The organism is Pseudomonas pharyngis (assembly GCF_021602345.1).
GTDB classification, from domain to species: Bacteria; Pseudomonadota; Gammaproteobacteria; order Pseudomonadales; family Pseudomonadaceae; genus Aquipseudomonas; species Aquipseudomonas pharyngis.
In genome coordinates, this window is the sequence record NZ_BQID01000016.1 from 1 (window position 1) to 20,263 (window position 20,263).

Annotated in this window: 21 protein-coding genes and 2 pseudogenes; 15 read left to right on the forward strand and 8 right to left on the reverse strand. The window is 59.4% G+C overall.

Annotated features, from left to right (window positions below; translation table 11 throughout):
• Nucleotides 1-36 precede the first annotated feature (36 nt).
• Nucleotides 37-1,023: a hypothetical protein gene (locus L6D74_RS25080; RefSeq protein WP_236190957.1), complete on the forward strand. Its 987-nt coding sequence runs from the start codon at nucleotides 37-39 to the stop codon at nucleotides 1,021-1,023.
• A 3-nt stretch (nucleotides 1,024-1,026) separates the two neighbouring features.
• Here the strand turns inward: L6D74_RS25080 and L6D74_RS25085 are convergent, their stop codons facing one another.
• The 3 genes from L6D74_RS25085 to L6D74_RS25095 all read right to left on the reverse strand — a co-directional run bounded on the left by L6D74_RS25085 (nucleotide 1,027) and on the right by L6D74_RS25095 (nucleotide 3,901).
• Complete coding sequence (locus L6D74_RS25085) at nucleotides 1,027-2,223, reverse strand: hypothetical protein (protein WP_236190893.1); 1,197 nt, start codon at nucleotides 2,221-2,223, stop codon at nucleotides 1,027-1,029.
• Between the two features lie 86 nt (nucleotides 2,224-2,309).
• Entirely contained in the window at nucleotides 2,310-3,029 is a 720-nt protein-coding gene (locus L6D74_RS25090; protein ID WP_236190895.1) for a DUF6933 domain-containing protein, read from the reverse strand.
• A 56-nt stretch (nucleotides 3,030-3,085) separates the two neighbouring features.
• The gene (locus L6D74_RS25095) at nucleotides 3,086-3,901 is read right to left on the reverse strand and encodes a sulfite exporter TauE/SafE family protein (RefSeq protein ID WP_236190897.1); all 816 of its coding nucleotides are present in this window, start codon (nucleotides 3,899-3,901) and stop codon (nucleotides 3,086-3,088) included.
• 112 nt (nucleotides 3,902-4,013) lie between these two features.
• Between L6D74_RS25095 and L6D74_RS25100 the strand changes: the two genes are divergently transcribed.
• The 4 genes from L6D74_RS25100 (at nucleotide 4,014) to L6D74_RS25115 (ending at nucleotide 5,911) form a co-directional block, all read left to right on the forward strand.
• Entirely contained in the window at nucleotides 4,014-4,781 is a 768-nt protein-coding gene (locus tag L6D74_RS25100; protein ID WP_236190899.1) for an AraC family transcriptional regulator, read from the forward strand.
• 93 nt (nucleotides 4,782-4,874) lie between these two features.
• The gene (locus tag L6D74_RS25105; RefSeq protein ID WP_236190900.1) at nucleotides 4,875-5,192 is read left to right on the forward strand and encodes a helix-turn-helix domain-containing protein; all 318 of its coding nucleotides are present in this window, start codon (nucleotides 4,875-4,877) and stop codon (nucleotides 5,190-5,192) included.
• Nucleotides 5,193-5,234: 42 nt separating this feature from the next.
• The gene (locus L6D74_RS25110; RefSeq protein ID WP_276574956.1) at nucleotides 5,235-5,588 is read left to right on the forward strand and encodes a type II toxin-antitoxin system RelE/ParE family toxin; all 354 of its coding nucleotides are present in this window, start codon (nucleotides 5,235-5,237) and stop codon (nucleotides 5,586-5,588) included.
• Nucleotides 5,589-5,590: 2 nt separating this feature from the next.
• Nucleotides 5,591-5,911 carry a helix-turn-helix domain-containing protein gene (locus tag L6D74_RS25115; RefSeq protein ID WP_039773303.1) on the forward strand — a complete coding sequence of 107 codons (321 nt, stop codon included), beginning with the start codon at nucleotides 5,591-5,593 and terminating at the stop codon, nucleotides 5,909-5,911.
• A gap of 12 nt (nucleotides 5,912-5,923) precedes the next feature.
• Here the strand turns inward: L6D74_RS25115 and L6D74_RS25120 are convergent, their stop codons facing one another.
• Nucleotides 5,924-6,976, reverse strand: a complete 1,053-nt coding sequence (locus L6D74_RS25120) for an MBL fold metallo-hydrolase (RefSeq protein WP_236190902.1) — start codon at nucleotides 6,974-6,976, stop codon at nucleotides 5,924-5,926.
• 215 nt (nucleotides 6,977-7,191) lie between these two features.
• On the opposite strand from L6D74_RS25120, the gene L6D74_RS25125 reads away from it, so the two are divergent.
• The 4 genes and pseudogenes from L6D74_RS25125 to L6D74_RS30195 all read left to right on the forward strand — a co-directional run.
• The gene (locus tag L6D74_RS25125; protein WP_085647346.1) at nucleotides 7,192-7,800 is read left to right on the forward strand and encodes a TetR/AcrR family transcriptional regulator; all 609 of its coding nucleotides are present in this window, start codon (nucleotides 7,192-7,194) and stop codon (nucleotides 7,798-7,800) included.
• A gap of 146 nt (nucleotides 7,801-7,946) precedes the next feature.
• The gene (locus L6D74_RS25130; protein ID WP_236190958.1) at nucleotides 7,947-8,999 is read left to right on the forward strand and encodes a diguanylate cyclase; all 1,053 of its coding nucleotides are present in this window, start codon (nucleotides 7,947-7,949) and stop codon (nucleotides 8,997-8,999) included.
• A 265-nt stretch (nucleotides 9,000-9,264) separates the two neighbouring features.
• A pseudogene (locus L6D74_RS30190) lies at nucleotides 9,265-9,948 on the forward strand (PAS domain-containing protein); the annotation flags it as partial.
• Nucleotides 9,949-10,056: 108 nt separating this feature from the next.
• Nucleotides 10,057-10,494 (forward strand): annotated as a pseudogene (locus L6D74_RS30195) (methyl-accepting chemotaxis protein); the annotation flags it as partial.
• Nucleotides 10,495-10,500: 6 nt separating this feature from the next.
• On the opposite strand, the gene L6D74_RS25140 reads toward L6D74_RS30195, so the two are convergent.
• Nucleotides 10,501-11,442 carry a LysR family transcriptional regulator gene (locus L6D74_RS25140; RefSeq protein ID WP_236190903.1) on the reverse strand — a complete coding sequence of 314 codons (942 nt, stop codon included), beginning with the start codon at nucleotides 11,440-11,442 and terminating at the stop codon, nucleotides 10,501-10,503.
• A gap of 15 nt (nucleotides 11,443-11,457) precedes the next feature.
• On the opposite strand from L6D74_RS25140, the gene L6D74_RS25145 reads away from it, so the two are divergent.
• On the forward strand, nucleotides 11,458-12,165 hold the full coding sequence (locus tag L6D74_RS25145) for a CTP synthase C-terminal region-related (seleno)protein (RefSeq protein ID WP_236190904.1): 708 nt from the start codon (nucleotides 11,458-11,460) through the stop codon (nucleotides 12,163-12,165).
• Nucleotides 12,162-12,476 carry an antibiotic biosynthesis monooxygenase family protein gene (locus L6D74_RS25150; RefSeq protein WP_236190905.1) on the forward strand — a complete coding sequence of 105 codons (315 nt, stop codon included), beginning with the start codon at nucleotides 12,162-12,164 and terminating at the stop codon, nucleotides 12,474-12,476. The genes L6D74_RS25145 and L6D74_RS25150 overlap by 4 nt, the downstream gene beginning before the upstream one ends.
• 146 nt (nucleotides 12,477-12,622) lie before the next feature.
• Here the strand turns inward: L6D74_RS25150 and L6D74_RS25155 are convergent, their stop codons facing one another.
• Complete coding sequence (locus L6D74_RS25155; RefSeq protein WP_039773311.1) at nucleotides 12,623-12,949, reverse strand: DUF2025 family protein; 327 nt, start codon at nucleotides 12,947-12,949, stop codon at nucleotides 12,623-12,625.
• A gap of 218 nt (nucleotides 12,950-13,167) precedes the next feature.
• Between L6D74_RS25155 and L6D74_RS25160 the strand changes: the two genes are divergently transcribed.
• Both L6D74_RS25160 and L6D74_RS25165 read left to right on the forward strand, forming a co-directional pair.
• Entirely contained in the window at nucleotides 13,168-14,295 is a 1,128-nt protein-coding gene (locus tag L6D74_RS25160) for a glycerophosphodiester phosphodiesterase (RefSeq protein ID WP_064598845.1), read from the forward strand.
• A gap of 138 nt (nucleotides 14,296-14,433) precedes the next feature.
• The gene (locus tag L6D74_RS25165; RefSeq protein ID WP_085683630.1) at nucleotides 14,434-14,739 is read left to right on the forward strand and encodes a PepSY domain-containing protein; all 306 of its coding nucleotides are present in this window, start codon (nucleotides 14,434-14,436) and stop codon (nucleotides 14,737-14,739) included.
• Between the two features lie 278 nt (nucleotides 14,740-15,017).
• Here L6D74_RS25165 and L6D74_RS25170 read toward each other — a convergent pair whose 3' ends face one another.
• Nucleotides 15,018-15,461, reverse strand: coding sequence for a hypothetical protein (locus tag L6D74_RS25170; protein WP_085647341.1), 444 nt, complete (start codon nucleotides 15,459-15,461; stop codon nucleotides 15,018-15,020).
• A 112-nt stretch (nucleotides 15,462-15,573) separates the two neighbouring features.
• Nucleotides 15,574-17,196: a methyl-accepting chemotaxis protein gene (locus tag L6D74_RS25175; protein ID WP_236190906.1), complete on the reverse strand. Its 1,623-nt coding sequence runs from the start codon at nucleotides 17,194-17,196 to the stop codon at nucleotides 15,574-15,576.
• A gap of 275 nt (nucleotides 17,197-17,471) precedes the next feature.
• On the opposite strand from L6D74_RS25175, the gene L6D74_RS25180 reads away from it, so the two are divergent.
• Both L6D74_RS25180 and L6D74_RS25185 read left to right on the forward strand, forming a co-directional pair.
• On the forward strand, nucleotides 17,472-18,494 hold the full coding sequence (locus L6D74_RS25180) for a transporter (protein ID WP_085647339.1): 1,023 nt from the start codon (nucleotides 17,472-17,474) through the stop codon (nucleotides 18,492-18,494).
• A 108-nt stretch (nucleotides 18,495-18,602) separates the two neighbouring features.
• Nucleotides 18,603-20,216 (forward strand): inorganic phosphate transporter, encoded by a 1,614-nt coding sequence (locus L6D74_RS25185; RefSeq protein ID WP_064598853.1) that lies wholly within the window; start codon nucleotides 18,603-18,605, stop codon nucleotides 20,214-20,216.
• Nucleotides 20,217-20,263: the final 47 nt, after the last annotated feature.

The following is a 20,263-nucleotide window of genomic DNA, read 5'->3' on the forward strand; positions in this document are numbered from 1 at the left end:
AATACCCCTCCCCCACTCAAGGACCCGAGCCCCACCATGAAATTCGACCTCGCCTACTGCCTCAGCCTCGACGACAAGTTGTCGATCTATGACGTTCGCGATCTCAATTTCGATGAGACGGTGGCGTTCGATTCCGCGAAGGAACACTTCCAGTGCCCCAACGACGCCTGTCGTGCGGCGTTCGATGCTTCCAACGAGTTGGGTACGTTCAACGCCAAGAACGTGAATTACGTGCGCACGCCGCACTTCAAGAATCTGCCCGGTACGCAGCATGTGGCGGGTTGTCCGTATGTGAGTTTGAAGACGTCGGCGTCGGGAGTTGAGGCGGCGGATGGGGAATCGGATGACGGGCGGGAGGAGCATTTCCCGTCGGAGTTGTTACTGACGCGTCGTGAGTATGTGCGCAAGCCTGCCGCGCCTGCGGGGGCGGCGGATGTGTTGCGGGATGATCCGGTGCGAGTGGCGACTAATCCCTCAAAAGAATCGCCGAGTCGTGAGACGGCGCCGGACAAGACCAGTGTCTTCGCCCACCCCGTGGAGTGTTTTGTGTCGAACTTCGCGGACAAGGATTTGCTCAAGCGTATGCCGTTGAAGATTGGGGAACACACGGCGCCGTACAGTTCGTTCTTCAAGAAGATTGAGTATTTGATGGACAACAAGGGGCTGATTTATTGGGGTCGGATCAAGAAGATCGAGGACTTTCACAGCGCCAGTTTCCGGATCGATTTCGAGGACAAGGTCTGGTTCAAGAAGCCGGATGACAGCAAGAAGAAGCCTTATCCGGTCAGTGTCTATCTCAACAAGAAGCTGATCGACAACTACCGCAAGCGCAAGGCGTTTCTGGAAGAGATCAAGCACGCGATCGACAGTGATAAGGAGTTGTTCTGCTTCTTCTATGGTGTGACGCCGGAGTTGAAGCAGGTGCCGGGCAAGAAGAACCCCGAAAAGCCTTTCGAGGTCTTCAATGCCAATATCGAGAATCTGGATCACTTCATCATTCGTGAAGCGCCGGGGCTGGCGTGATGGTTAGCCCTGGGGCAGTTGCAGTTGGACGGCGCCGGGGTGTTGTTTGATCAGGGAGTACGGCAGGACTGACCACTCCGGCGCATCGCAGGCGCGGGCGACGCGAGCGAAGTAGGCGCCCAGGTACAGGCCTTTCGGGGTGAAGTGCCAGGACGGATAGCCCCAGATGCTTTCATCGGTGTAGTCGCAACTGTCCTCATCGCCCTCCGCCGGTTTCTTCATTTCATCCGGGTAGAGCGTGGTGAGTTGTTTGATCAGCCACGGCACCAGCACTTCGCGCTGGTAAGTCGAGCGCGCTGCACTTTCTTTTTCGCTCAGCGGCTGATCGCCCAGACTATCGCGCTCGGCGTGCAGAAGTGGTTTGCCCTCGCCTACCCACAACACATCTTCCAGCGACAACGGATGGCCGGTGTTCACGTCGATGTTGAGCGGCGAATCGCCGAAGTCCGGATGCGCGCCGCCGCAGTAATAGCTGGTCGAGATGTTCAGGCTGACCACGGCTGGCGAGATCAGTTGCGGTTGTGCCTGCTGCATGAACTCGACGTTTTCCCCGCCCTGCAACTGGCAGCCGTGATAGCTGATGACCTCGCTCCACAAACGCCCCAGCAACTGTTGGTTGACCCGCTGCAGGTCATTTTTCGGCAGGCCGGATTCCACGGTAAACAACGCGATCTTCGACTCGGGCTCCGTCCACCATTGCAAGGTGTAGCCCATGAAGTCTTCTTTCTTCGTGGCTTTGAGCTTGAGCCCCTGTAGCCGCAGATATTCGTACGGTTCGCTGGCGGGCAGCGTGGCGATGAAGGGCAACGTGGTGGCGGTCGGCGCAGCGAATTTGGCCTCGGAGAGTTGTACCGCAAGTTTTTTGCCCTGAGGGTTTTGCCATTCACCCTGCCAGCCGTTGGCGGTTTCTTCCAGCTTGAGGGTCGGCAAAGGCTTGTCATCGCCGTAGCGATTATTGCCCTCGACCAACGTCAGCGTGCTGTCCTGCAACGCACCGCTCAGAGGCAGGTCGCGATGGTATTTCTCATAGAAGTAGCGACCGGTCACTTCATCCGTCTGCTGTGTATTGAGCTCAACCACAATCGGCGTCTTGCCCAGCGTGCCGGTAAACACACGTCTGCCATCGTCAGCCTGAGCGGTGGAAAGCAGTGAAAACAGCACGGCGGTGTATGGCGCCAGGCGCAACAGTCCCTTGAGCATGGATCGATCCCTGAGTGAGTCGGAGGTCGCGCCGGGACGTGAGTGCCGGCGCCGGTGAATGCGGGGCGGATTATGGCGAGGGTTGCTTAAGTAATCGAGTTTCGTCGTTTGTACTCTTCCAGCCAGGCTTCGCGCTCGACTGCTGCTATCTCCCGATACACTTGCATGCGGCGCGTCTTTGCCGCTTGAACTTCGTCCTCATCCAGAGCGCAATAACGACGAAGCCAATGAACGGTCATCTCCTCATCCGGGTAGTAGTAACCCTTGGCGCCCTTGCTGTTTCTCGGGGTGTCGTTCATCTGCGCGTCGAACACCATGGCTGCGACTTCATCAGGCGGTAAACAACCGGCCCCTGTGGCCTTGTCCTGGAAGACCCAGGCAATTTCATCGATGTGTTTTTGTGCGCTGCGATGGCTGCGGCGATAGAACTGCTGCGGTCGACACATCCACTGGAATCGCTCAATCAACGGTTCGATATCAATCCACTCGAAGAGCCCGTGATGGGTTGCATGAAGCATTACACCGTTGAACCAGCGATCAGCGAATTGCCCCACAAATGCATCCAGATCGGCCTTTTTCATGTCGGCGAAAACCATGCAATAGCGAGTCTTGATGTGCATGGCGAACAGCACATGCTTTCGTTGCAAAGTGATCGCATGCACCAACCACTGTTCGACAGCACTGTCCATCTCATCATCTTCGATGGTTGATGACGGCGGGGCGAAATCCACCGGGGTGATCTTTTTGCCCTGGTGGACACGACTGAAGAACTTGCTGGCAGCTTCGGTGCAATTGAAGATCAGCATCCTTGATCTCTAATAAATACTGGAAGTGGTCGATTGATGGACTGTCGACTTGCGAACTACTTCGCCGACATTCCCAACATCACAATAACCAACAATCCAATATAAACCCAAGCATGCACCCGATCCGGTATCCGCCCGATCCACGGCGTGGCCAGTCGAATCCCCAACATCGAGCCCAGCGTCAGCACCGCAAACGCCAGCAGATCCACATACCCGATAAACCATGGTCCGAGTTCTATCTCGCTGAACCCCGCAATCAGCATGTACGTCAGCGTCCCTGCCAGCGCCACCGGCACGCTCAACGGATTGGCCATCGAAGTCGCCTGCGACATGCTCAACCCACAACGCCGCAATAACGGCACGGTCATGACGCTTCCTCCTACACCGAGAAAGGTCGCGATGGCGCCAATGCCTACACCGCCGACGGACGTTTCCAGTGTTCCCAATCGCCGTGGGATGGCGCCTTCGGACTGCGTAAGAAATCCGCGTCGCAGCAGGCAATCGACAATCGTCACGCCGAGGTAGGCGATGAAGGCATAACGAATGATTTCGCCGCTGACCCACACCGCGGCGATTGCGCCGACGACTGCGCCCAATCCGATGAACCCGCCCAAGGGCCACAGGTAATCACGGATGAGGTTGCCGGCGCGGCGATGTTTGCCGGTGGCGACCAGGGCGTTGACGATCATCACGCAGGTCGAGGTGGCGACAGCGATGTGCATGGCGGATTGGCTGATCGGGTCGTCGGCGCCGTGACTGGCGGTGAGCATGCGATACAGCAGCGGCACGACGACGAAGCCGCCACCGAAACCGAAGAGCACGGCGGTGACGCCGGTCAGGCAGCCGAAGAGTGTCAGCAGGAGGTAGTACATGGCGCGTCATCCGTTGGTTGGGAGCGGTCGACGATAGAGCGGCGGCGCTTGGCCTGCTTCAGCAAGTCAGCCAATAATGTTTGCGTTTACGCCAACTGCTGGGTGCCGCTCGATGCGCAATGTTTCGATCAATCTGCTGGATGACACGCCGCGCTCGGTGGTGGCGATCGGTACGGATTATTCCCACGGCTATCTGTTGCCACGTCATACGCATCGGCGGGCGCAATTGTTGTACGGCGCGACCGGGGTGATGCAGGTCAGCACGCATGACGGCAACTGGGTGGTGCCGCCGCAGCGGGCGGTGTGGATTCCGCCGGGGGTAGCGCATGAGGTGTTGATGCTGGGGGTCAGCACGCGCAGTTTGTATATCGAGCCGGGGGCGGTGGATCTGGGTGAGCGTTGTCAGGTGATCAGTGTGTCGCCGTTGATGCGGCACTTGCTGATGGAAGCCGTGGAGCTGCCGCTGACGTATGACCTGAGCGGGCGTGACGGCGTGCTCATTGACTTGTTGCTGCATGAATTGGTGCGCAGTGCACCACTCCCGTTGCATATCCCGCTGCCGTCTGACGGAAGACTGCTCGAGCTGTGTCAGACCTTTCTGCATCAGCCGAATGCCCACCAATCCCCCCAGCATTGGGCCGATCAGCTGCACGTAAGCTTACGCACCTTCAACAGGTTGTTTCGTCAGCAGACCGGCCTGAGTTTCAGTCAATGGCGCCAGCGCGCCTGCGTGGTACTGGCGCTGGCACGGCTGGCGGCGGGTGAAGCGGTGACGCGGATTGCCCTGGATTTCGGTTATGACAGCCCGGCGGCGTTCTCGACGATGTTCCGCCGGATCCTCGGTCAGGCACCGTCCGTCTGGTTGGAGGCGGCGAACTAGGGCAAATCAAAAAATGCGTTTGATCCCGGCCGAAAACAACTGTACAAAAACACAGTACATTTTCCATCAGCACTCTCGAGCCCGGAGCACACCATGGCCTCTTCAGCGATGAACCTCATCCTCGAACGTATCGCCCTTTTCCAGTTCACCCCGACCCATTGCGCCCAAGCCCGAGGGATGTTGGGCTGGAGCGTTGAACAGTTGTCGCGGGAGGCCAAGGTTTCAGTAGAGGACATTCAGCGGTTCGAAGCGCAACAGGACGTGGCGGATGAGGTGCGGCTGGCGTTGACCTATCGGTTTGAAGCGCAGGGGCTGGTGTTCTTTCCGGGGTTTGCGCCGGGGCGTGGGGGAAATGTCAGAAGTGCGATGCCGGAATCAGCGAGTCATGGAGATTATGCGATGGCTGACTGAACCAATTGATTGAGATTATCCCAATATAGGTATATTTTTCGCATGAGTACAAGGAAGCCACTCCTGTGGGTTAGCAGTAGCAAGAAAGATCTCAAGCAGATGCCCACTGATGTACAGGATGTTTTTGGTTACGCACTGGATTTGGCCCAAAGCGGTCTCAGACATTCAGATGCAAAACCTCTGAAGGGGTTTGGAGGCGCGGGTGTCCTCGAGTTGATTGAGGACTTTGATACGAATACCTACCGCGCCGTTTACACGGTCCGTTTTGGCAATGCAATTTACGTCCTGCATTGTTTTCAGAAAAAGTCGACCACCGGTATAAAAACCGCGCAGTGTGATGTCGATCTGATCCGAAAGAGACTTCAAGCCGCTCAGGACCACGCGAAAGGAACTTAGAAATGATTGAAATCGAAGAAGGCAGCGGCAACGTCTATCAAGACCTCGGCTTGCCCGACGCCAGTGAAATGCAGGTCAAGTCTCAACTCGCCGCAAAGATCGGTGAAATCATCAAAGCGCGTCATCTCACTCAATCTCAAGCTTCTGAAATCTTGGGGTTATCACAACCCAAGCTATCCGAAATGCTGAGAGGAAAATTCCGCGGCATCAGTGAGGCCAAGATGATGGAATGCCTTTCCCACCTCGGCCGAGATGTGCAGATTGTGGTCAAACCGGCCCCCCGCTCTCGCAAAGAGGGCCGAATTGAAGTGGTGTTCGCATAACGCGAAGCTCCACTACGCCCTTTGAACCACTGCCTTATTCTCCCCTTCAACCGCCAACCACCATGCATTACCTCGTTGCGGTTGTGCCAGGTTAAACGCCTCGCCCATTTGCGGCGTGGTAATGGAAACACTGCGCTCCCAAGCCAAAGCAAGAATGCGGTCGAAAGGCTCATGCCAGGCATGCATCGCCAGGTCGAACGTGCCGTTGTGGATCGGGAACAGCCAGCGCCCCTTGAGGTCGAGGTGGGCCTGCAGGGTTTCTTCAGGTTGCATGTGCACGTGGGGCCATTCGACGTTGTAGGCACCGGTCTCCATCAGGGTCAGATCGAACGGGCCGTACTGTTCGCCAATGCGTTTAAAACCATCGAAATAGCCGCTGTCACCGCTGAAGAAAATTCGCGTGTCGCCGTCGATGATTACCCACGAAGCCCACAGGGTCTGGTTGCCATCGAACAGGCCACGGCCGGAGAAATGCTGCGACGGGGTGGCGATGAAGCGGATGCCGGCGACTTCGGTGCCTTGCCACCAGTCGAACTGGCGAACCTTGCCGGCATCGATGCCCCATTTGACCAGCGTGTCGCCGACGCCTAGCGGGGTCAGGAACACGTTGACCTTGTCGGCCAGTTTCAACACCGCTTCGTAGTCCAGGTGGTCGTAGTGGTTGTGCGACAGGATCACCGCTTCGATCGGCGGCAATTCATCGATGCTGATTGGTGGCTGGTGAAAACGTTTCGGCCCGGCCCATTGCACAGGCGAGGCGCGCTCGGCAAACACCGGGTCGGTGATCCAGAACTTGTCTTGCAGTTTCAACAGCAAGGTCGAGTGGCCGAGGCGGTAGACACTCTGGTTGGGAGCGGCGATCAGGTCGGCGCGGGTCAGTGGCTGCACTGGGATGGCTGCCGTCGGCCGGGTGTTGCGTGGTTTGTGGAAGATCATGTTCCACATGATCCGCAGCATCTTGCGCAAACCTTCGCGCTGCACCGGCGCGTGGTTACGGAAAGTCCCTTCGGCCTGGCGCGAAGCTTCAGGTGCTGGACTAACCGCGGAAGAAATTGATTTGGCCATGACTGAAAGACTCCAGGAAAACCGCACAATTCACGGTTTTCCACGGTGGGACGATAGAGGGCCAAGGCACGCACGCATCAGCCGGACATCTGGTTTTAGGGTGCACCGATTAAGGCAACATTACACTGATCGGTGTAGTTTCTAGGTTGCATCAAACCGGATGCCAAGTAAACTGCCGAGTGTAATTCTCTCCTTTTTCCTGCCGAATCCAATTTATGACAGCTCCAACGCGCCTCACCGACCGCAAACGCGAAGCCATCATCCTCGCGGCCATTGCCGAGTTCCGGGCCAACGGTTTCGAGGTCACCAGCATGGACAAAATCGCGGCGAGCGCCGGGGTGTCGAAGCGCACGGTGTACAACCATTTCCCCAGCAAGGAAGAGCTTTTCGCCGAAATTCTCAATCAGTTGTGGGCACGGATCAGCACCGAGCAGGCCGTGTCGTATCAGCCCGATCAGCCCTTGCGGGATCAGTTGCGAACGATGCTGTTGGCCAAGTTGCAAATGATGGCGGACGACAACTTCATGAATCTGGCCCGTGTCGCCATCGCGGCTGCGATCCACTCGCCGGAACGCGCGCAGAACATGGTGGCGCGCATGGGCGAACGTGAGGAAAGCGTGACCGTGTGGATTCGTGCTGCCCAGGCGGATGGTCGATTGAAACCGGTCGATCCAGAGTTCGCCGCCCATCAAGTGCAGGGGCTGCTGAAAACCTTTGCCTTCTGGCCGCAGATCTCCCTGGGCCAGCCCTCGCTCGAGAGCACGATGCAAAATGCCGTGGTCGATTCTGCAATCGACATGTTCCTGGCCTGCTATCAGCTCTAGATCAGGCCTGCGCCACAGTAAATGGCTCACAAGGACACTGAATTTTCCCGCTGGAATAAATGACAATGCCTGCCATTGGCCGATGAACGGTCACGCTGAAGAATTACACTGCAAAGTGTTTCAGAATGAATCTGGCGCAGAACACCATGGAAAACCAACGCGGCAAAGGCTTGTCATTCGCCAGACGCATTTACCTGCCGCGAGCCATCGGGCTGAGCATCGGCTTCTTCAGCGTGGGCGCCGCGATGTATCCGTTGAACATGCCGGGCTGGGTCTGGGCCTTGTTGCTGTTTAACGGTTTTCTCTGGCCGCACGTGGCTTATCAATGGTCGACCCGCTCGGCCTTTCCCTATCGCGCCGAACGCCGCAACCTGCTCTATGACTCGGTGTTCGGCGGTTTCTGGACCGCGTGTTTCCAGTTCAACCCACTGACCACCGTGACCATTCTGTCGATGATGACCATGAACAACGTCGCCGCCGGTGGCGTGCGCCTGTTCTGGCTCGGCGCGCTCGCCCAGGTGATCGGCGTGCTGCTGGGCTGGTCAATGTTCGGGGTCAAGTTCACTCTGACGGCCACGCAGACTCAAGTCTGGGCCTGCCTGCCGATGCTGACGCTTTATCCGCTGGCTTTGGGAATGGTTTGCTACCGGTTGGCGATCAAACTCGCCGAACACAAACGCACTCTAAGCGCCCTGAGCCGCACCGACAGCCTGACCGGCCTGCTCAACCACGGCGCCTGGAAAGACCTGCTGCATCTCAAGTTTCAGCAGTGCCGACAGCACAATTCCCAAGCGATTCTGGCGCTGATCGACATCGATCATTTCAAGTCGATCAACGACAGTTACGGGCACATCGTCGGCGACGCGGTGCTGCGGCAGTTAAGCCATGAGCTGAAATTCGTACTCGACGAAAGCAAGCTGGCCGGGCGTTACGGTGGCGATGAATTCTGCGTGATCTTGCCCAACCTGCCCCTGAGCAAGGCTGAAGCGCTGATGGAGCAACTGCGTCAGGCACTGGATCGATACCGCCATCCCGACGTTTCCGAGCTGCGAGTCAGCCTGAGTATCGGGCTTGCTCGCTATCAAACCTCTTACGCCGATGCCCTTGAGTGGTTCGAAGATTCCGACAAGGCGCTGTACACGGCCAAGCACACGGGACGTAACACAATCAGCGTAGCGTTGAGCCGATCACCCGCCTGAAAAAACTTGTACAAAATTGAGAAAAATCGATTTCTTGTACAAGTTTATAAGGTTTTGTATAAGTTAATCCGCCAGCCGGGATGCTGGCACACTGCTTCCAGCCATCGATATATCTGGCTGGCTGACGCGGAAACAGGGACCCCACCTTCAGTCCTATTTCCAGAGTGCCATGAACATGATTTTCAACCGCCACAAGACTGCCCTCGTCGATCTCCAAAACACCATCAACCAACAAGCCGGCTTGCTGGAGGCGATCAACCGCTCCATGGCAGTGATCGAATTCGATGTCGACGGTGTGGTTCTGCGCGCCAACGACAACTTCCTGAAAACCATGGGTTACACCCGCGAACAGGTGATCGGGCAGCCCCATCGCCATTTCTGCTCTCCAGAGTTTGCCCGTGGCAATCAGTACACCGAGTTGTGGTCGCGATTGAAAAGCGGCCAGTTCCAGTCCGGCACCTTTGAACGTATTGACAGCCAGGGCCGACCAATCTGGCTCGAAGCCAGCTATAACCCGATCAAGGATGACTCGGGTCGCGTGGTGAAAGTGGTCAAGTACGCCATGGATGTCACCGCCAAAGTGCAGCAGGAAAGCGAAGCCAATGCGAAATTGCAGGCGATCGACCGCGCCATGGCGGTGATCGAATTCGATCTCGACGGCAATATCCTCACCGCCAATCAGAATTTTCTGACGCGCATGGGCTACACCCTCGCCGAACTCAAAGGCAAACATCACCGTTTGTTCTGCCCCGCGCAGCTAGTCAACAGCAGCGCCTACCAGGATTTCTGGCGCCGGCTGAATCAGGGCGAACTGTTTCAGGGCCAGTTCGAACGCGTCGACAAACGCGGGCAGACCGTGTGGCTTGAAGCCAATTACAACCCGGTCTACGACGCCGCCGGCCGCTTGTGCAAAGTAGTGAAGTTCGCGTCGGACGTGACCGCCCGGGTCGAGCAGCACGAGCAGGATGCGCGCAGTGCCAGCGCCGCCTATCACATCTCGGTGGCTACCCGAAAAGTCGCCGAGCAAGGTACGCAAGTGATTCAGCAAGCGGCCAGTGAAATGCGCGAAATTGCCGACGACATCGCCGAATCCTCAACCCTGATCGCACAACTCGGCGAGCGCTCCGAGCAGATCACCGCTATCGTCAACACCATCCGCGCGATTGCCGATCAGACCAATCTTTTGGCCCTGAACGCCGCCATCGAAGCCGCGCGAGCCGGTGAGCAGGGTCGCGGTTTTGCCGTGGTGGCCGATGAAGTGCGGCAACTGGCGGCGCGCACCAGCGGCTCGACAGCGGAAATTTCCAACATGATCGGCCTGATCCAGACCGAAACCCGTCAGGCGATCAAGAGCATGGACGGCACCCGTGGTCGCGCGGCGCAAGGTGTCGAACTGGCGGATCAGGCCGGTACGGTGATTTTGCAGATTCGTGACGGCGCCAGCGAAGCGGTGGAAGCGGTGAGCATGTTCGCCAATGAGCGGGCGCCGGGTTAAACGCGATCACGGCCACCGCAGCGCCCGCCCCAGTTCATCGAACAGCGTGACCACCGAGCGCAATGCGCGGCAGTCCGGGCGGGTGAGCAACCACAACGCGGTGTCGTAACCGTGCAAGGGTTCGCTCAGGGCTTGCAGCCCTTCGTTGATGAGAAAGTCCGGCAACGCCGCCACGCCCAGTCCGGCGCGGACCAGTTCCGTGACAGACAGCATGCTATTGCAGCGATAGCTCGGCGTCACACCGGGCAACTGCTGACGGCGCCAGGCGACGGTCGGGTGATCAGGCAAAAAGTCGTCAGGGGCGATCCAGGTCAGTGCCGCCAAATCGGTCGCTTCAACCTTTTGTAGATAACGCTGACTGGCGCAGATACGGTAGGAGATCTTCGTCAGCTCACGTCCGACCAGATGCTCCGGCGGTGTACGTGTCAGGCGCAGGGCGATGTCGGCATCGCGGCGGCTGAGGTTGGCGAAATCGTTTGAGGTGCTCAGCTCGATGGTCAGCGCCGGATAGTTCGGCATGAACTGCGCCAGCGCCGGCAGCAGCAGACCTTGCAACACCGAATCGGTGCAGGTCAGGCGCACCGTACCGCTGACCACTTCGCCGCCCTGCTCCACACCGATACGCGCCGCTTCCAGTACTTGCTCGGCACGTTCGGCCTGCTCGGCCAGGGTCTGCGCGAGGCTGGTGGGCAAATAACCGGCGCGGCTTTTTTCGAACAGTTGCTGGCCGAGGGACGCTTCCAGTCGGCGCACGGCGCGAAACACCGTCGACACATCGACCTTCAACAACTGCGCGGCCCGGGCCAGAGAGCCGCCGCGCACTAAGGCGAGAATCAGGGCCAGATCCGGGAAATCCAGTTGATATTGCGTGGCTGCATTGATCACTTGGGCAAACGCCAATTTCGAGTGCGTGAACGCCAATCTATAGTGAGCTTCGTCCCTCAACAAGCACAGCGAGTCCTCATGGAATCCAGAGCCCTGCGCATCGCGCTGATCGGTGATTACGACCCGCAAGTCACCGCCCACCAAGCCATCCCGGTCGCCCTCGGACTGGCGGCGGAACACCTTCGCCGTCCGGTTGATTTCCAATGGTTGGCCACCGACCGAATCCTGACGGAGACACCGCTGGAACATTTCGACGGCTTCTGGTGTGTGCCGGCCAGCCCCTATAAAAGTGAAGACGGCGCCCTGCGGGCCATCCGCTTTGCCCGCGAGCAGCAGCGCCCTTTCCTCGGCACCTGCGGCGGTTTTCAGCATGCGGTGCTGGAGTTTTCCCGCAACGTGCTGGGCTGGGCCGACGCCGAGCATGGCGAAACTTCGCCCGACGCCAGCCGCGCAGTGCTCTCGCCGCTGACGTGTTCGTTGGTGGAAGCAGTGGACAGTATTCATCTGGTGCCCGGCTCGTTGATCGCCAGGGCGTACGAAACGTCGGAGATTCGTGAAGGTTATCGCTGTCGCTACGGTGTGAATCCGCAGTTCGAACGGGAGTTGCTGACCCATGAACTACACGCCGTGGGTCACGATTCGGCAGGCGATCTGCGTGCCATCGAACTGCAAAACCATGTGTTCTTTGTCGCCACACTGTTCCAGCCGGAACGCGCAGCGCTCAAGGGGAACTTGCCACCGCTGGTGCGGGCGTTTGTCGAAGCCTGCTCGGAGCACTGTCGATGAATCCGAACACTGCGTGTTTCGCCGTGATCTTCACTTCGACCCGCACCGAGGGCGATAACGGCTATGCCGAGGCCTCCGAGCGCATGATGCAATTGGTTGCCGAGCAACCGGGTTTTCTCGGCATCGATTCGATCCGGGGCGCGGACGGGGTGGGGATTACGGTTTCGTACTGGGAGAGTGAGGCGGCAATTCTGGCGTGGCGCGAGCATCCGGAGCACCGGGTGATTCAGGCGCGTGGACGGGCCGAGTGGTATTCGGCGTTTCATACGCGGGTGTGTCGGGTGGAGCGGGAGTATCGGTTCGGGGAGTGAGTATTGCGGTGTAATCACTGACCCCTTCGCGGGCAAGCCCGCTCCCACAGGTAGTGCGCTGCTCTCAAGATCACACTGTACCTGTGGGAGCGGGCTTGCTCCGGGCGGCGTTCCGACGAAGGGGCCAGAACAGTCGCAGCAGAATCTCAGCCCTTCACCAGACTACGCACCGCCTCAATCTCCGGCACTTCGCGTTTACTCATATAAACGCGCAATGGCTCAGTAATGTTGATCCGGTCATCGATATTCTGGTCCAGCAGCAACTGGATCAGTTCGCGCTTGAGGGTCATGGTCTGTTCGGTGGTCGGTGCCCAGACGAATTCGCTGCACGGGATGATGCCGTCATCGGCCACGTCCATGCCGAACGAATCCTCACTGAAGCGCACGATGTACTGGCCGGTCTTGCGGTTGAGGCCGACAAAGCCCTTGAGGTCGTCGGCGGCCTGGCAGATGAGTTGCGATGTGATGCGCATGGTAAACCTCACAAAAGTGATCGAAGGTTTACACGCAGGGCAATGGGTGGCGCGCCCTCTGCCGGGGCGGTTGCCGTGGCCAAGCGTACTGCAAACGAACGCACAAAAGTGCGCAAATTTTCGCTTTCAGTACGTTTATGTCGGTCTCGCGATAGCAGGTTTTCGTTTGAGTTGCTAAAAAGTACATCTTTGAAAATGCCTGCGAAAGGAACTCGATAATGCCCGCCACTTTCACCAAAAGCGCACTGCTGCTGAGCCTGATGCTCGGCCTCGGTCAGGCCCACGCCGCCAACCAGTCGAGCCCCGTCGCACTGGCCGCCACTCAAGGTATTCCGCACCCGGCGGTGATCGCCCACCGTGGCGCCTCCTTCGATGCCCCGGAATCCACCGCTGCGTCCTACAAACTGGCCCGCGACCTGGGCGCCGATTACCTGGAAATGGATTTGCAGCGCAGCAAGGACGGCGTGCTGTTCGCCCTGCACGACGACAACCTGCAACGCACCACCGATGTCGCCACCAAATTCCCGGAGCGCAAGGACAGCCCGGCCAATGCCTTCACCATGGCCGAACTGAAGACCCTCGACGCCGGCAGCTGGTACAACGCCAAGTACCCGGATCGCGCCCGCCCGTCCTACGTCGGTCTGAAGATTCTGACCCTCGACGAAATCATCGACATCGCCCAGGCCAACCCAAAGCACAAACCCGGCCTGTACATCGAAACCAAGGAACCGAAGCTGTTCCCGGGGATCGAGCATGACCTGAAGGAAAAACTCCAGGATCGCGGCTGGTTAAGCCCGGCCGGTTCGAAACTGGCGAAAAGCGCCCTCGGTGTCGGTCAGGGCAAAGGCAAGGTGATCCTGCAGACGTTCGAGAAGAGCAGCCTGGAAATGCTGCAGAAGGAAATGCCGCAGGTGCCAAAAATCCTGTTGCTGTGGGTCGGCGAAGGCAGCATCGAGCCGAAATCCAAAGTGACCTTTGCCGAATCCGGCGAGAAGGACAAGAACGCTTTCTACGGTAAGCAGGAGCCGAAATCCGAAGCCGAGTTCAAGCAGTGGATCGACTACGCCAAGGCTCAGGGTGCGATCGGCACCGGCCCTTCGGCGAAGCTGACCCACGGCGGCGATCAGAGCTATTCGGATCTGGTGCAGCCCTGGATGAACCAGTACACCCACGATCAGGGCCTGCTGGTGCACGTCTACACCGTGGATGAGCCGGTGGACTTCGAGAAAGTCATGGCCGCCGGCGTTGACGGCATCTTCACCAACCGCGCCAGCGAACTGCTGAAATTCTACAAACGCCCGGCCGCCGCCAGTGTGGATCAGGTGTTGAAGAACAACGGCTTCTGATCTGCAAATTCGGGCGTCAGTATCGCGAGCAGGCTCGCTCCCTCGGGGAGTCCGGCCTGCTCGCTGCGTTTTAAGGGTGAATTAAGTTGCGGTGATTAACCTGAACTCACTTAAACGAATCACCCAAAGGAATAACCGATGAAAACTTTGACTGCCCTGTTTACCGCTGCCGCCCTGACCCTCACCGCTGGCCTGGCCCAGGCTGACGTTCGCGTTGACCAGATCCCGCAACTGGTCAAGGAAGGCAAGATCAAATCGCTGGAGTCGATGAACGCAGAAGCGCTGAAACTGCATCCGGGTGCGACCATTACTGACACTGACCTGGATAACCACTTCAATGGTTATGAGTACGAAGTTGAACTGCGTACTGCTGATGGCAAGGAGTTCGATGTGGACTTCGATGCGACCACCGGCAAGGTGCTGAGCAACAAGCAAGATACTTGATTGGCTGATAAAACAAAGCCGCACGACTTTTGGGTTGTGCGGCTTTTTTGTGTCTGGCGTTTGACGAAACTCCGGTTTCGCCTGTGAGAACCATCCCCTCACCCCAGCCCTCCCGAAACGTCGGACCGCCCCCAAGGGGGCGAGGGGGAAAGGGAGCCGATCTTCATGCTGTTCAAACCTGAGTTCGACTCAGAACTGTCAGGTCGGCGTAACTCGAACATTCAACTCCGTCAGTCCCCTCTCCCTTTGGGAGAGGGTTAGGGTGAGGGGGAAAGGCTTCACGCGGTCGTACTGACCAAAGAACCGGAAGTACCGCTGTCCGAATCCTGCAATGCCGCCAACAACGCCGCCGTCGCCGTCTGCAACGACGCCGACGTCGTCGCGATCTGCGATTGCGCAGCCGCCACATCCGCAGCCTTCGCATCCTGACTTTCCTGCTTGGCCTGAGCCGCTTGCAACGCCTGCTGCTCTTCCTGCAACTGCTTCTGCAGCTCGGCAATCTGCTTGCGCAGTTCTTTCACGGTATCCGATTCATCGCTGCTGGAACTGCTGTCCCCCGCCGGCGCCGCACCGCCGCCTGCTGCGACTTTGCTGGTGTCTGCCTTCACGCCAGTGCTGGCCGCCGCAGTGGTCGAGGTGTCGTCGCCCGTGTCGGCAATCGAGGTTTTGCTGGTAGACGTAGTGACGGTCTGATTGATCGAAACAGACGTGATGCTGACCATGGGGAATCTCCAATGCCGGTGATAGATGACCGGGCATCGGCGGCGGTCTGCACGAATTGAGATCGACTGTGTACCGACTCGGTATCCGAACCGGTACACAGTCCCTGGCCGGTCAGACGCTCAGGCGAGCGGTGACGTCGTTCAGTTGGCCGGACAGGCCATGCAGGTTCTGGCTGGCGCTTTCGGTGCGCTGCACGTTGTCGAGGTTGGTACTGGCGATCGAGGTGATCTCGGTCAGGTTGCGCGAGATGTCTTCGGCCACCGAGGTCTGCTCTTCGGCTGCCGTGGCGATCTGACGGTTCATGTCGCGGATTGCTTCCACCGCGTGGGTGATGCGCTCGAGCATGGCGCCGGCCTGGGTCACTTGCTCGACGCTTTCATCGCTGCGGGTCTGGCCGCTGTCGATGGCGTGGGCCGCATCCACCGCGCCGGTCTGCACGCTGTGGATGATCTGGTTGATCTCGATGATCGACTCCGCCGTACGCTGCGCGAGGTTGCGCACCTCATCGGCAACCACCGCAAAACCACGCCCGGCTTCACCGGCACGGGCCGCTTCGATGGCGGCGTTGAGCGCCAGCAGGTTGGTCTGCTCGGCGATCCCGCGAATCACTTCCAGCACCTTGCCGATGCGACCGCTGTCGGCTTCCAGACGACGGATCACCGTGGCGGTGTTGGCGATTTCGCCGCGCATCTGGGTGATGCTGTGGATGGTGCTCTGCATGACCTTCTCGCCCTGTTGCGCGGACTGATCGGCATCGTCGGCAGCACGAGCGGCGTCGGCCGCATGACGGGCGACTTCCTGGGCAGTGGCGGACATTTCGTTCATCGCCGTGGCCACCTGATCGGTGCGGCTGAACTGCTCGTTGGTGCCGTCGGCCATCACGGTGGCGATGGCGTTCAACTCACCGCTGGCACTGTCCAGATCCTTGGCGCTGCGCTGCAGATGATTGAAGGTTTCGGCGAGGAAATCGCGCAGGGTGTTGGCGGCAGCCGCCAGGTTGCCCAGTTCGTCCTGACGGTCGCTGACCACGCGCTCGACCAGACGGCCCCTGCTCAACTGGGTGACGTAGTCGATGAGCTTGCGGATCGGCTCGACCAGGTTGCGGTTGACCAGCCACAGGCTCAGCAAACCAATCAGCAAACCCGACGCGAGCATCACCAGCAGCCCCAGCCACACAGTGCGATCAGCACTGGCGCTGATCTGCGCCGATTGCTCGGTGCCCTGCTTGCGCAACTCGGCGACCAGTTCGCTCATCTGATCGCTGGCGGCACGGTCAACGCCTTTGACGGCGGCATCGCCAGCAGTCGGATCGGCACCGGCGGCGACGTAGGCATCACGACCCTTCTGGTACGCAGCGCCGAGCAGACGATGTTCTTCGCGCAGGCGTTCGATGCGGGTTTTCAGCGCAGGCTCGAGGCCTTTCTGGTTGGCCAGCTCACCGAGGATGCCCTGCACATCGCGCTGACGGTCTTCGAACTGGCCCCAGTACTTGGCCAGATCCGCCGGTTGCTTGCCGCGCAGCAGGACGTTTTTCCACTCCTGGACCTGCACCTTGAATTGCAGGTTGGCTTCGTCGATCAGTTGCGAAGTGTGCAAGGCGCCGGCGATCAACTGGCTGTAACTCTGCACGCCATTGGACAGGAAGTGAAAGCAGGCCAGCGCGATCAACAGCATCGCCAGCAGGCTGCCGCTCAGCAGGGCGAGAATTTGCGCTCTCAGGGATTTTTGCAGCATTGCAGGTACTCGGGACAGGGATGAGGCACGTCCGGTAAGACGTGATTTTTTAGCCGGACATCCGTGTCGGCGGACCTTGGCTCTTGGCCGAAGGCGCGCAACCTAACTCATGCGTGATCGGCGTGCCAGAGGCCTTCTTGAGTCATTTCCGACGGCCGGTAACGCGTTGATTTGACGTCACTTTGCTGTCACACAAGCGTCATGTGACATTGCGATGATGCGGCTCAGGTGAATCTGCAAATCCCGCGACAGACGCCTCCTCGCAGCGAGCCTTCATGAACCACAGCCTCGATATCAGCCATCGCGATCCTGACCTGTTCGGCCTGCTTTACGGCTTTCGCTTTCGCCCCGGCGAACGCGGGCGCGAGGTGGATTCCGCGACCGCCCTGCGCTGCCTGCAAGACGATAGCGAGAGCGATGAATTTCTCTGGCTGCACCTGAACCTCGCCCACGCTGCGTGCGAGCGCTGGATGAAAAGCCATCTGCAATTGCCCGAAGAATTTTTCGAAGCGCTGCACGAAGGTTCGCGTTCGACCCGCATCGAGCATGTCGATTCGGCGTTGCTGGCGGTGGTCAACGATGTGGTGTTCAACCTCAGCAGCATGGTGTCGTCGGACGTGTCGACGTTGTGGGTCTGCGTGCGCAGCAAACTGATCGTCAGTGCGCGTCTGCAACCGCTGCACTCGGTGGACAAGCTGCGGTCGTCGGTGAAGTCCGGCGAGTGTTTTCGTTCGCCGCTGGAACTGCTGGTGCACCTGCTGCGCGACCAGGGCGAAGTGCTGACCCAGATCGTGCGCAAGACCAGCATGAGCGTCGATCAGGTCGAGGACGAATTGCTCTCCTCGCGGCTGTCGACCAACCGCGCCGAACTCGGCGCCAACCGGCGGGTGCTGGTGCGCCTGCAACGGCTGCTGGCGCTGGAACCGGGTTCGCTGCTGCGCCTGCTCAATCGACCGCCGCCGTGGTTGCAGAAGGAAGACGTGAAGGAGCTGCGCAAGTCCACCGAGGAGTTCGCGCTGATCATCAACGACCTCACGGCTCTGGGCGAGCGAATCAAGCTGTTGCAGGAAGAGATCGCCGCCAACCTCAACGAACAGAGCAACCGCACGCTGTTCACTCTGACCGTGGTCACGGTGCTGGCGCTGCCGATCAACATCATTGCCGGTTTCTTCGGCATGAACGTCGGCGGCGTGCCGCTGGCCACCGATCCGGAGGGGTTCTGGATTCTGGTGGCGCTGGTGGCAACGTTTACGGTGATCGCCGGGCGCTGGGCGTTTCGCAAACGCCGGGATTATTAAGACCGGCGGCGCGGCTAATCCGCCAAACACTGATCTGTCGCAGCCTCTCTGTAATATTTAGCAACGATCATGGGCGACACTCCTTCCCCCGCTCAGGATTGTCCGCCCATGGCTACTCCCTCCCTGACCGTCAGCCCGGCCTCCGCTGCCAGCGGCAGGCCGGCCCTCGACAAAAAAACCGGCCCCTTCACTTACGTGGTGTTCTTCGCCGTGCTGGCCATGGGAATGCTGTTCACCGCCTACAGCCTAATGCACGACATGCACGAACTCGGCACGGTGGTCACCACCTGGACCCCGTTCCTGCTGCTCGGCGTAGCCCTGTTGATTGCGCTGGGCTTCGAGTTCGTCAACGGCTTTCACGACACCGCCAACGCCGTGGCCACGGTGATCTACACCCACTCGCTGCCGCCGAATGTGGCCGTGGTGTGGTCGGGATTCTTCAACTTCCTCGGCGTGCTGCTGTCCAGCGGTGCAGTCGCGTTCGGCATCATTGCGCTGCTGCCAGTAGAGTTAATTCTGCAAGTCGGCTCGTCCGCCGGTTTCGCGATGATCTTCGCCCTGCTGATCGCGGCGATCCTGTGGAACCTCGGCACCTGGTGGCTGGGCCTGCCGGCCTCGTCATCGCACACGCTGATCGGCTCGATCATCGGCGTCGGCGTGGCCAATGCCCTGATGCACGGCCGCGATGGCACCAGCGGTGTGGACTGGGCCCAGGCCACCAAAATCGGTTACGCGCTGCTGTTGTCGCCGCTGGTGGGCTTCGGTTGCGCGGCGCTGTTGCTGCTGGCGTTGCGCGCGTTCGTGAAAAACCGTTCGCTGTACAAGGCGCCGGAAGGCAACACCCCGCCGCCGTGGTGGATTCGCGGTCTGCTGATTTTGACCTGCACCGGCGTGTCCTTCGCCCACGGTTCCAACGACGGCCAGAAAGGCATGGGCCTGATCATGCTGATTCTGGTCGGCACCCTGCCGATGGCTTATGCACTGAACCGCACCATGCCGGAAGAACAGTCGCTGCAATTCGCCGCCGTCGCCCAAGTGACCCAGCAAGCGCTGGTGAAAAGTGCACCACTGCCGGCACCGGCCGATCCGCGCGCCGTGCTCTCCGACTACGTGCGCAGCAAGGAAGCCACGCCACAACTGATCCCGGCCCTCGCCGTCCTGACCGGGCACATCGGTGAAGAAGTCAAAGGCTACGGCTCGCTGGCGAAAGTCCCGGCCGAGGCCATGGGCAACGTGCGTAACGACATGTACCTGGCCAGCGAAACCATTCGCCTGATGGACAAGAACAAGGTCGGCACCTTCGACGCCGACACCAGCGGCAAGCTGCAACTGTTCAAGCAACAGATCGACAACGCCACCCGGTTCATTCCGTTGTGGGTGAAGATCGCGGTGGCGATTGCGTTGGGGCTGGGCACCATGGTCGGCTGGAAGCGGATCGTGGTCACGGTCGGCGAGAAGATCGGCAAGACCCACCTGACCTACGCCCAGGGCGCCTCGGCGGAAACCGTGGCGATGCTGACCATCGGCGCCGCCGACATGTTTGGTCTGCCGGTGTCGACCACTCATGTGTTGTCCTCGGGCGTGGCCGGGACCATGGTCGCCAACGGTGGCGGTTTGCAGATGAAGACCATCCGCAATCTGCTGATGGCGTGGGTACTGACCTTGCCGGCGGCGATTCTGTTGTCGGGCAGCCTGTATTGGCTGTTTACCCAGATTTTCTGATCCAGCCGAATCCCTGTGAGAGCCGTTGCTCCCACAGGGATTTGCGG

Excerpts from the sequence above, each read along its gene's own strand:
- L6D74_RS25080 (WP_236190957.1), top strand. The coding sequence starts at position 37 with ATGAAATTCGACCTCGCCTACTGCCTCAGCCTCGACGACAAGTTGTCG.
- L6D74_RS25085 (WP_236190893.1), bottom strand. The coding sequence starts at position 2,223 with ATGCTCAAGGGACTGTTGCGCCTGGCGCCATACACCGCCGTGCTGTTT.
- L6D74_RS25090 (WP_236190895.1), bottom strand. The coding sequence starts at position 3,029 with ATGCTGATCTTCAATTGCACCGAAGCTGCCAGCAAGTTCTTCAGTCGT.
- L6D74_RS25095 (WP_236190897.1), bottom strand. The coding sequence starts at position 3,901 with ATGTACTACCTCCTGCTGACACTCTTCGGCTGCCTGACCGGCGTCACC.
- L6D74_RS25100 (WP_236190899.1), top strand. The coding sequence starts at position 4,014 with ATGCGCAATGTTTCGATCAATCTGCTGGATGACACGCCGCGCTCGGTG.
- L6D74_RS25105 (WP_236190900.1), top strand. The coding sequence starts at position 4,875 with ATGGCCTCTTCAGCGATGAACCTCATCCTCGAACGTATCGCCCTTTTC.
- L6D74_RS25110 (WP_276574956.1), top strand. The coding sequence starts at position 5,235 with ATGAGTACAAGGAAGCCACTCCTGTGGGTTAGCAGTAGCAAGAAAGAT.
- L6D74_RS25115 (WP_039773303.1), top strand. The coding sequence starts at position 5,591 with ATGATTGAAATCGAAGAAGGCAGCGGCAACGTCTATCAAGACCTCGGC.
- L6D74_RS25120 (WP_236190902.1), bottom strand. The coding sequence starts at position 6,976 with ATGGCCAAATCAATTTCTTCCGCGGTTAGTCCAGCACCTGAAGCTTCG.
- L6D74_RS25125 (WP_085647346.1), top strand. The coding sequence starts at position 7,192 with ATGACAGCTCCAACGCGCCTCACCGACCGCAAACGCGAAGCCATCATC.
- L6D74_RS25130 (WP_236190958.1), top strand. The coding sequence starts at position 7,947 with ATGGAAAACCAACGCGGCAAAGGCTTGTCATTCGCCAGACGCATTTAC.
- L6D74_RS25145 (WP_236190904.1), top strand. The coding sequence starts at position 11,458 with ATGGAATCCAGAGCCCTGCGCATCGCGCTGATCGGTGATTACGACCCG.
- L6D74_RS25150 (WP_236190905.1), top strand. The coding sequence starts at position 12,162 with ATGAATCCGAACACTGCGTGTTTCGCCGTGATCTTCACTTCGACCCGC.
- L6D74_RS25155 (WP_039773311.1), bottom strand. The coding sequence starts at position 12,949 with ATGCGCATCACATCGCAACTCATCTGCCAGGCCGCCGACGACCTCAAG.
- L6D74_RS25160 (WP_064598845.1), top strand. The coding sequence starts at position 13,168 with ATGCCCGCCACTTTCACCAAAAGCGCACTGCTGCTGAGCCTGATGCTC.
- L6D74_RS25165 (WP_085683630.1), top strand. The coding sequence starts at position 14,434 with ATGAAAACTTTGACTGCCCTGTTTACCGCTGCCGCCCTGACCCTCACC.
- L6D74_RS25170 (WP_085647341.1), bottom strand. The coding sequence starts at position 15,461 with ATGGTCAGCATCACGTCTGTTTCGATCAATCAGACCGTCACTACGTCT.
- L6D74_RS25175 (WP_236190906.1), bottom strand. The coding sequence starts at position 17,196 with ATGCTGCAAAAATCCCTGAGAGCGCAAATTCTCGCCCTGCTGAGCGGC.
- L6D74_RS25180 (WP_085647339.1), top strand. The coding sequence starts at position 17,472 with ATGAACCACAGCCTCGATATCAGCCATCGCGATCCTGACCTGTTCGGC.
- L6D74_RS25185 (WP_064598853.1), top strand. The coding sequence starts at position 18,603 with ATGGCTACTCCCTCCCTGACCGTCAGCCCGGCCTCCGCTGCCAGCGGC.